The organism is Pseudomonas sp. 05N434, from assembly GCF_056396965.1.
Window position 1 is genome coordinate 1 of sequence record NZ_JBFTMK010001152.1, and the last position, 430, is coordinate 430.

At 55.6% G+C, this 430-nt stretch carries 2 protein-coding genes; one reads left to right on the forward strand and one right to left on the reverse strand.

The features are described from left to right. Window positions 1-100: hypothetical protein (locus AC1DLB_RS32185; RefSeq protein ID WP_477786560.1), on the forward strand; the 100-nt coding region annotated here is incomplete at its 5' end. A 66-nt stretch (window positions 101-166) separates the two neighbouring features. On the opposite strand, the gene AC1DLB_RS32190 is transcribed toward AC1DLB_RS32185, so the two are convergent. Beyond that, on the reverse strand, window positions 167-430 hold a 264-nt coding region (locus AC1DLB_RS32190), incomplete at its 5' end, for a hypothetical protein (RefSeq protein ID WP_477786559.1).

Consider the following 430-nt stretch of genomic DNA (forward strand, 5'->3'; position numbering starts at 1 on the left):
TGCCGCCTGGGCGGACGGTCTGGTTGAAGTGCTGGAGGGCCGTACACTGATCGAGGGTGATAGTGTGAGCTTCATCCCGTTGAGTGAAGTCCTGGGCTGATGCAGGTCCTGGTTCTGCCACGCAAGCCCGGTCGAAAGCGTTGGGGCTTGCGTGCATGACCGTTCCTTAATTTGCCAGAAGTGTCACGACCTGGTCGAAGCGACTATTGGAGATCCAGCTCAAAAGCCCCAGGACCACAGCTGTTCCGCCAGCTGAATAGGCAAGCCTGTGCTTGATGGATTTGACGTCGCCGCGGACTTCATCCAGGTCTCTGCGGATGTACTTGAGATGTGTCTCCAGTTCAGTGACGCGAGGTTCCATATCAACTTCTCCGGTGGGCTTTGCGCTGCTTTTGAATTCAGCCTGCTGATTGACGTGATTGTCTGAGAA